The 9,240-nt window shown below is 35.2% G+C and carries 8 protein-coding genes; all 8 read right to left on the bottom strand.

Annotation, left to right across the window (positions count from 1 at the left end; genetic code table 11):
- Window positions 1–183: 183 nt before the first annotated feature.
- Entirely contained in the window at window positions 184–432 is a 249-nt protein-coding gene (locus tag AACS90_RS14860) for a hypothetical protein (RefSeq protein ID WP_099123213.1), read from the bottom strand.
- A gap of 426 nt (window positions 433–858) precedes the next feature.
- A complete protein-coding gene (locus AACS90_RS14855) occupies window positions 859–1,647 on the bottom strand; it encodes an SDR family oxidoreductase (protein ID WP_099123212.1) in 789 nt (262 codons plus the stop codon).
- A 56-nt stretch (window positions 1,648–1,703) separates the two neighbouring features.
- Window positions 1,704–2,891: a multidrug effflux MFS transporter gene (locus tag AACS90_RS14850; RefSeq protein ID WP_099123211.1), complete on the bottom strand. Its 1,188-nt coding sequence runs from the start codon at window positions 2,889–2,891 to the stop codon at window positions 1,704–1,706.
- A 12-nt stretch (window positions 2,892–2,903) separates the two neighbouring features.
- Window positions 2,904–4,652, bottom strand: a complete 1,749-nt coding sequence (locus AACS90_RS14845; RefSeq protein WP_099123210.1) for a thiamine pyrophosphate-binding protein — start codon at window positions 4,650–4,652, stop codon at window positions 2,904–2,906.
- A 3-nt stretch (window positions 4,653–4,655) separates the two neighbouring features.
- Entirely contained in the window at window positions 4,656–5,435 is a 780-nt protein-coding gene (locus AACS90_RS14840) for a phytanoyl-CoA dioxygenase family protein (protein WP_241538307.1), read from the bottom strand.
- Window positions 5,436–5,485: 50 nt separating this feature from the next.
- Window positions 5,486–6,835 (bottom strand): 3-phosphoshikimate 1-carboxyvinyltransferase, encoded by a 1,350-nt coding sequence (gene aroA / locus AACS90_RS14835; RefSeq protein WP_099123209.1) that lies wholly within the window; start codon window positions 6,833–6,835, stop codon window positions 5,486–5,488.
- 958 nt (window positions 6,836–7,793) lie between these two features.
- Window positions 7,794–8,585 carry a hypothetical protein gene (locus AACS90_RS14830; protein ID WP_099123208.1) on the bottom strand — a complete coding sequence of 264 codons (792 nt, stop codon included), beginning with the start codon at window positions 8,583–8,585 and terminating at the stop codon, window positions 7,794–7,796.
- A gap of 236 nt (window positions 8,586–8,821) precedes the next feature.
- On the bottom strand, window positions 8,822–9,223 hold the full coding sequence (locus tag AACS90_RS14825; RefSeq protein WP_099123215.1) for an immunity 22 family protein: 402 nt from the start codon (window positions 9,221–9,223) through the stop codon (window positions 8,822–8,824).
- Between the last annotated feature and the right edge of the window lie 17 nt (window positions 9,224–9,240).

Here is a 9,240-nt window from a genome sequence, read left to right as displayed (position 1 = left end):
AGGATTGTTTAGGGATGAGGCAGGAAAAATCGAAAGATAAGGATTTATAATGAAAGCAACAAACCGCGTTATTTTCAACGCGGTTTGTCAGCAGTCTGAAAAGAGGTGGATTTTCCACCTCTTTTCAGATTACTGACAAAGTGCTGGTTTTTTATCCGGCACTTTGATTTAATCAAATTCCGTTCACCCGACGGAGCTTGCCGCCATGTTAAGAATACCCCCTCCCCAGACTTGCTTTTGTGTCGGTGACCAAATGCGCCTTACAATAGAACTATCTTTTGGTTCCTTTTCAGATATTTTATCTGCATCGCTTCGTGAAAGTATTTCTTCAATTGCTAAAATTCCTTTTTTCACTTCTCTGGAATCAAAAAGATTTTTAACAACTAAGAATCCATTTTCTTTATAAAATTCAATTTCTTTTTTGTTTAACATTAAACTATCCTCTTTTAAAAACGACCTTATAAATATCATATTAATACTAATCTTGATTTGTTTGATATAATTTATGGACAGACTGATGAGCGTGGCTAATCTTGTTTATATCAACAGATAACATCTTAATATTGATTGTATATCCATTATCTGGTTCAAATGTTAGCGAGTTCAATTTATAAATTCAACGCTAAATTTCTATTATTACGGTTCTGTTTATAATTTGTGTGAAATATAGCTCCATCGATCATTGGGAAATTATTGACAGCCATGAATTTATATTGTTTTGGAAATGGATAATGTTTTTGGTCATATCTTAAACATTATTATTGAAATTAGAGTTAATTGCATATATGACATTTGTCATAGCGATAATTTATTAATGGTTGTCATGTATGAGCATTGATATTAAATATATTATCTCCATTAAAACAAACCAGGATAAGCACCACCATCAATAAGAATATTTTGGCCTGTGATATAAGCTGCATAGGTACTACACAAAAAAGCACAATATGCACCAAATTCCTCTGGAGTACCAAATCTTCCGGCAGGGATGTTTTGACTACGTTGCATTGCAATATTTTCCGGTGAACTTCCACATCTTTTTGCTTTTTGTATGAATGTCTTTTTCAGACGATTAGTATTGAAAGCTCCGGGTAGTAAATTGTTTATAGTGACGTTATTACTCACTAGAGAGTGAGACTTTGCCATGCCGCAGATAAATCCAGTTAATCCTCCGCGAGCCCCATTTGATAATCCCAGTTCACTTTGAGGAGCTTTCACTGTTCCTGAAGTAATATTAATAATACGTCCGAAACGACGGTTAAGCATTTTATCAATAACTGCTTGAATCAGACTAATCGGTGTAAGCATATTGGTATTAATCGCTTGATACCATATGTCGCGGTTCCAGTCGGTATAATTACCTGTTGGAGGGCCACCTGCATTCGTGACAAGAATGTCCACAACAGGTGATGCATTCAGAACAGCATGCTGAGTTTCTGGTTCTGTTATATCACCTGATACCCATTTTATTATCACTGAGGGATTAATATTTTTCAGCTGCCGAGTTGCTATTTTCAGTTGTTCAGACCTTCGTGCATTAATGATGACATTCACATTTTCTCTAACCAATGCTTCTGCACAGGCAAATCCTAAACCTTCACTGGCTGCACATATAATAGCCCAGCGGCCTGCTATTCCAAGATTCATATTCTCACCTTCTCTCAATCAGTATAAAAGAGAATTTAATTTTGGTTGTACTACTATCAGCACTGATGTCCTGTTTTGGATGTTTTATATTGGGTAAAAGCAATTAAGATAAAACAAATTAGAGTTAGTGTGAAAAGTCCCCACATTAAACCGGCTGCAGTTGTTGTATGCCCACTGGAGAAAAACCATAATACAATGGCGGCTCCGGCCATTTTTAATGCACCCTGTAATGCACTGCCAGTTCCAGACAATTCAGGATGCCCATGTAAACTTATTCCAAGTAGTAGCGGGGAAGACAAGCCACACCCTAGTCCTACCGAAAAACTATAAATAGTGATAAATATAATTGACAGTACGTTAGTGAGATTAATTAAAACAAGAGCTATTGCTGTAAAAAAAAGCAATAATGGCAGAGAAATTTTAAGAATTTTTTCAGGTATAGAGTGTGACAGCCATTTATTCGTTATCCATGAACCCAGTACAATTCCTGCAGAATAAATCATAAACAGATATCCATTCTGTGACGAGGATAAATTAAACTGTGTCTGAAAAATAAAAGGGCTGGCAGTAAAATACCCGATGGTAATGGCAAACAAAACGGCAGACACAACACTATACACAATAAAATTAACGTCAGATAACAGAATCTTAAAACCAGTTATCCTGCCACTATTTGTTGATTTCATGGGAGATGTTTCCGGAAGCGTCATTTTTACAAAAAAAACACCTATTAGCATCATTATAGAGAGAATTATAAAATTAAATTTCCACGGAAAATATTCTGTAATATATCCACCAATAATAGGCGCAAAAGCAGGTGAAACTTGTGATGCCATCGAAAAAATAGCCAGTGATTTGGTTAATTCGGTTTTATCACTGAAAGTATCACTGAGTATAGCTCTGCTAATAACTGGACATCCACCGGCGCCAATACCGGTTATAAGTCGGAACATCGATAGAGTGTGAAATGATTCAGCTGTAGAAGTCAGGTAATTACCAACGGCAGAAAATAATAAAGAAAATACAATGATAGGAATTCGACCGTATTTATCTGAAAGTGGACCATAAAAAATCTGAGATATAGCAAAGCCAACTAGATAATAAACAACAAGACTTTGTGCTTGATTGTTAGTAATAGACAGTGCGATTTTTATTATAGGTAGTGCAGGATTATAGAGGTCTATAGAAAACAATCCTAATACCAGTATCACGCACGAATTAATAATGATTAATTTTGATTTCATACCTTTTAGCCTTCATAAGAGTGGAAGCACTTTTATGCGTTTGCTGTATTCTTCATTTGGTGTCGCGTGTTGACTATCACATTTTATTTCCAATAAAAATGGGCTATTTTGTTGCATAATTTCAGCAATAAATTCCAGTAATTGTTCGGGAGAATTCACACATAAACTGTTTAATCCTAATCCCTTAGCCAATTGACACCAATCATAATCAGGGATTTGTGTCAGATCAGCTCTGTTATCTTTATTATTAAAGTAGCTTGCTGCATAAGAGGTATTATTAAAGACCACAAAAAGTATATTACGCTGATATTTTGATGCAGTCGCTAACTCCATCCCCTGCATTAGCATACAACCATCGCCAGTGATAACCATGCATTTTCTGTCTGGAGCTGCAAAGCTAGCTCCTATACCCGCAGGTATACTCCAGCCCATAGGACCAAGAGTAGTTGCTGATATATATTCTTCCGGTCTGCGAGCGATCCAATAATGGCCAAAGAATGATCTATGTGCGCCAGAATCAACACTGACTATCCCATTTAGCGGGAAATATTTTTGAAGAATACTGATATAGGACGCAGGATGTCTGGTTTTATCACCAGTGATGCTAAAGTCAATCGGGAGGCATTTCGGAACTGTACTAAGATTTTGTTGTATCCATTTTTCACGAATTAAACTGCCTTCAATAAGAATATTATGGTAATGAGTATCAACGGCTTCTAAAAATGCACTGCTGTTTGCAACAATCCCGCAAGTGATATCCAGATATTTACCAAGATATTCTGGATTAGTATCAACTTGGATCGTGCCACCAGAATTTTTCAATTCGGCAGACCACAGCATAGTACTCCACTGGGTAGTATCCATTCCCAGCAAAATTATGCCTTCCAACTTAGGATCCTTGAATGCTTCAATAGCTCGGGGATTACCTGAATAGCCGTAAATACCGAGTGACAGAGGATGGTCTTCTGGAAAAAGTCCTTTACCACTTAGAGTAGTTGCTACCGGAAAATGGTATTTTTCTGCAAATGCTAACAAGGTATCAGCTGTTTCAGGAGTTTTACTCCGAAGTCCTGCAAGGATGATACAGTTACGAGCTTTACTAATGAACGTCTTAAATTCGTGTGAACGGATTTTTTTGATATCTACCGGACGATTCTTCCAAGAATCAGTAATACTTATACTGATGTCGGGACGATTTTCATCATGTCCGTTTAAAACTTCTTTACTTACTCCCAGATAAACAGGACCTCTTTCAGTGCCTTTCATTGCTCGAAGTGATTCTCTCAGAAAACGACTGAGTGGCTGACCAGCCTTCACATCAAACGCTGCACGAGTAACAGGAGAGAAAATTTCTCTCTGATTAATTCCGGATAGCGTGCTGTCCTGCAAAACATTATGCATTTCCATTGCTGAAGAAATTTGCCCTGTCAGGAGTAAAACAGGGAAATTATCAGTGTAGGCAGAAGCTATGCCTGTCAGAGTATTTGTAACACCAGGACCACCAATTACCAGACAAATACCAAAAGTGTCAGAAACACGAGCATACCCCTCGGCCATATAAGCAGCACCCGTTTCGCAGGCTGTTACTATAGGAACAGGAAAAATATCCAATACTGAATCGTCATCTTTTGGATAGCATTTCATAAATGTATTAATGAGTTTTCCTGGCACCATGAAGAGATGAAAGGCATTCAACTGGCGCAACTGCCTGAGTATATAAGATGCTCCATTCTCTTTATTTACATTGTTTGAATGTGACATCTCTCATAATCCTATGAATTGTATATTTTGTTGTTTCATCATTCTTAATGAATCCTGATGAAATGAATCCGGATATTGGACATTGGGCATATCTGCAAAATAAGGTTTTGGGCTTTTCGGTAAATAATCTGAAACATGCATACTGCGTTGTGCACGATCCCGAAGATATTGTAGATATGATTCGTTATGCTGCCCTGACGCAGACACAGTCCATTGTAAAGCCAGTTTTGTGTTATCTGGTGTTTTATCCGGGTAAGTGCTTCTGTGAGTTATTCTGTTATCCCATAAGATAAGATCACCAGCCTTGCTCATGATAACTTTCTCGTATATCTGTGGCGTATTCAGCATGTTTTTCACAGTTGCTTGATCCAGCCGATGAGAGAAAGGAATTAATGTTATCCCTCCACCATGTTCAAGGTCATTATCCTGCAAATAGATAGCACATTGCATAAACTGCAATTGAGTTTTAGGATTTATTACTTCATCAGGTAGAAAGTATGCATCATTATGCCAGGGAATGTAGATACTTTCTCGGATAGTAAAATTAGGAAATAAAGAAAAATCGCGACCAAAAATATCTTTGATAGCTGTAACTATTTTATTTTTTAAAATAGCATGAAAAATATCAGTGTTTTTAAGTATATCTGTTGGAAGCAGTGTTGATAAATCGTTTTTTTCTGTTATATATTTATAATACTCTCTGATGATGTTAATTTCTCTTTTATCTATTGCTTCTGGAATTACAATATAGCCTTGTTCATTCATCTGCGTGATGATGTTCATATCAATGCCTTTATGATTAATAATGAGAACCACAATGAAATTTAAATACATTACTCAACTTTTTCATAATTATGAATAACTTCTTGGAATGTTATTCCCAATTGTTCAAATTCTTTAAAAAAGTTGGGGAATGAACAATGAACATCTTCATATCCATCAAGATAATTGGGTTTTTGACAACGTAATGATGCCACAAATAAAGACATGAAGATGCGATGATCACCCCAACTGGAAAGTATACAATTTCCAGAATAGGATGGGGCACCATATATTTCAAATCCATCATACACTCCATTGATAAATAGAGGTTGAATATTGACATTTAGTTTTTTTAATTCGTTTACCATAGCTTTTATTCTAGGTGATTTATGGAGACGAGTAATAGATCCTCCAATAACCCTGAAGCAACCATGCACATAAATGCCTAATGCAGCTAGAGTAGGGACGATGTTTGGGCAGTTACTAACATTAAATTCATAATTTCCAGTTAGTTGTGTTTTTTTATTAATCAAGCGAATTTCATTTCGTTGGTCATTCCGAATAATTTCTAATCCCATTTTTTCAACAAATGTTAGGATGGCCTGCTCACCTTGTAAACTTTTACTATTAATATTTTTTAGTGTTAGATCGCACGGAAACAAAGTTGCTGCAGCAACAAGGTAAGAACATGAAGTGTAGTCACCTGTTATAGTATATTCAGCTGAATTATACTGTCCAGGAAATACAGTAATCTGGGAGAAGCTTTCATTGTGTTGAAATTTGATACCAGATATTGCCAGAACTTCCAATGTTTGTTGAATGTATGATAACGATAGAATTTCTCCTTTAATTTTAATTGTGGTGGCTTTATGAGCAAGTGGAGCTGCAAATAAAATTGCCGTGATAAACTGAGAGCTGATATTTCCCTCGATTTCGCATTCACCACCAGAATACCCTCCCCAATTGACGAAAGGGGCTTTTCCGTTCATATGAATACTGGAAACGTTTCCACCCAGCTCAATAAGGGCGTCAAGTAAAGGTTCCATGACACGGGTTCTGAGAATAGTATCACCTGAAATTACAGCTGGAGTTGTACTGTGACAGGTTAGAGCCGTCATTACACGGAAAACTAATCCTGAACCGAGTGCTTCAATAACTTTTTTCTTAGGATTAATTTTCCCATCAGTACCATAAATAATTAGCCGTCCTGGCTCCTCAATAATTTTGGCTCCAATACTACGACATGCTTCTTTCATTGTATTGGTTTCCAGACAACGTAAATCATTATTTATAATTGATTTACCATTAGCTAAGCTGGCAGCCAGAATGGCTCTTTGGGTTTCTGGTTTTGATGATGGTATATAGGCTGAATGACTAATATAGTTGGATGGATTAACAACTAGATACTTTTCGGACGACATAATTTTTCCTTTCATAGCGATATTGCAGAAAAGTGAAATATTTTTCAGCGTTAGTAACTAACTCGCAATTTTCTGGTTGCTTATTATTTCCATAGAACATAGAAAACTATCGATTTATGAAAATAAATTAGCTATAAAATTTCATAGGATGAATTTTTCATTAAAAAACAATACGATAATTTTTACCTACCTGATGTTTTTTTAGTATAAATGACGACCTATGAATAGATGATTTTGATAAAATCTAATTTGCATACTTCACTTATCATATAAACCAGAAGATTCTATCTTATACATATTCAATAATACGTATACAGTATTATTGATATTTTAAAAATGAAAATTTCTTTTATTTATCAAAAAATAAGAAAATTGTTATTACTTGGTTAAGTTATAATGGAATTAAAAATAACGCATTAAAATATAAATACTTTGATTCGCTTGTTAAGTGCAATGCCATAATGAACTAAGTAAATGAGTGATTCATATTGGCAATGAAAAAATTGTCTCTATCCAGTAGGGTAAATTTTTACACCATTGCTATTTTAAGGCTGTTTTTCCGTTTTTATGTTCATGGTTTAAAATGAATTTTCATATGACATCAAACAATTCTATAAATCACTCGACATAAAAATATATTCAAGTGTGTTATGGTTTATTATCTGTATAATTACAATCTATACAGTGTTTCTATATATATATTGGAATAAATACACTTCTAATTTTCCATTAATAAAGAGATAATATACATCGCAAAAAATTTAGGATACTTCTATGAATTATACCAATAATTCCATTTTAAATTAACCTGGGTTAATAAAGCGATCATTGAGAGTACTTCTTTAATCTCTGGTGTCAACAATTGACAGTTCCAGTGTTATTTGGCAGGGTTAGTTATCGGCCTGATCTTTCTATTGATACAGGCCAAACCAGAAAATAAAAGTCTCCTGACGTTTTATCACATGATTTTTTCATCCTGAAGATAGCTCATATTCATAAACACATCACATAAGCTCACATTTTTAGGCACAATGATACTGATATCATATTTTTTTGAACTGAAAAGAAAGGAAAAAAGATCCCGGCCATTTTCCAGTTTTCTTGTCTTATCGAGCGAGTCAAAATAGCGGTAGATCTCTGAGACGACTTTTTTATGTATTTCACTTTTAACTAAATCATCTCTCTGATAGGGGCTTTCATAGCTCCCACAGTACAGTTCACGAAGATAACGAATATCGTCCTCTTCGTCTTTATTCGTGGGAGACCTGATTAAGGCCATGATTTCATCCGTGCGATCTTTCTTGACGCCAGTAAAAAAATCCTGAATACATTGCTGTAACTGAGGTGTGCATTCTCCCTGTGATTTCGGTCGTTTTACTTCTTCAAACGTGGATTGTTCCGCCGACATTTTTAGCATATCCGTCATGATATTTTTAAACTCTTTCGGGCATTGGGTCTGTTTCACTTCCGCATAAACACAACGGCCATAATAACCGGAATTGTAGGTGTAATTGTATTTTCTGATGGTCAGAACATAGGTTCCCGGCAGAGGTTCATACCCGCTGATTTCAGAGGATTCATAGGCGAATTTGAAGTAGATTCCGTTTTTTTTATTATAACCGATTAGGTTTCCTGCCTCCGAAAAATCGGTGACAGTGCATCCATGATCGCAATAGAAGGGGATCTCACCATTAATGAAAAGAAACCAGCCTTCCGGAAAAGTGATTGCGTTTTGTATTGGATTTATCATGTATTGTCGTCCTTTTCAAAATTTATGATGGTGGTGTTGGATATAATCTATAGTCAAAAAATAACGCTAGCAATCATGCTAGCGTTATTAAAACTACCACAAAAATATATTTATGAATGAGTTACTTTTATAGTTCATTTTTAACCCACTCCATGAGTTCTTTTTTGATCAAAGATTCATTTAATGATTTGTTCCAATTTAATATTTCCATCTCATCATAGCCATCGCTCAATAAATTAATCACCCTTAAATAATCCTATATATTTCATATCATTGTATTGTTCTTTATATGGGGGATTTATGTGTAGTTCTGAATCTTGATACCAAAATATGGCATTTGCTTCTTTTATTCCTAACTTCTCACATATGTCTTTTATTGATTGAAATTCATCTTGATCAACAGCAGCATCAACTAAAATTTCATCTATAGAAACACTTTCATCGTAGCGTGGAATTATTCCTATAAAATCATCTTCATACCATTGAAGACCAACGTCCTTACAAAACTGACAAAGTTTATAATTAGGATCATCAAAATTACCTTCAACAGAATAATCCAACTCAAAATATTTTATATATTCGTCTTCAGAGGAAAAATTATTTCCAATCCATAAATGCACTCTATTCTCAGTTGTCATTTTCCACATTTACCACT

The sequence above is a fragment of the Xenorhabdus sp. KK7.4 genome (assembly GCF_963876465.1).
GTDB classification, from domain to species: domain Bacteria; phylum Pseudomonadota; class Gammaproteobacteria; order Enterobacterales; family Enterobacteriaceae; genus Xenorhabdus; species Xenorhabdus stockiae.
Note: the sequence above shows the minus strand (reverse complement) of the source record. Positions and strands in the feature narration are given on the sequence as shown.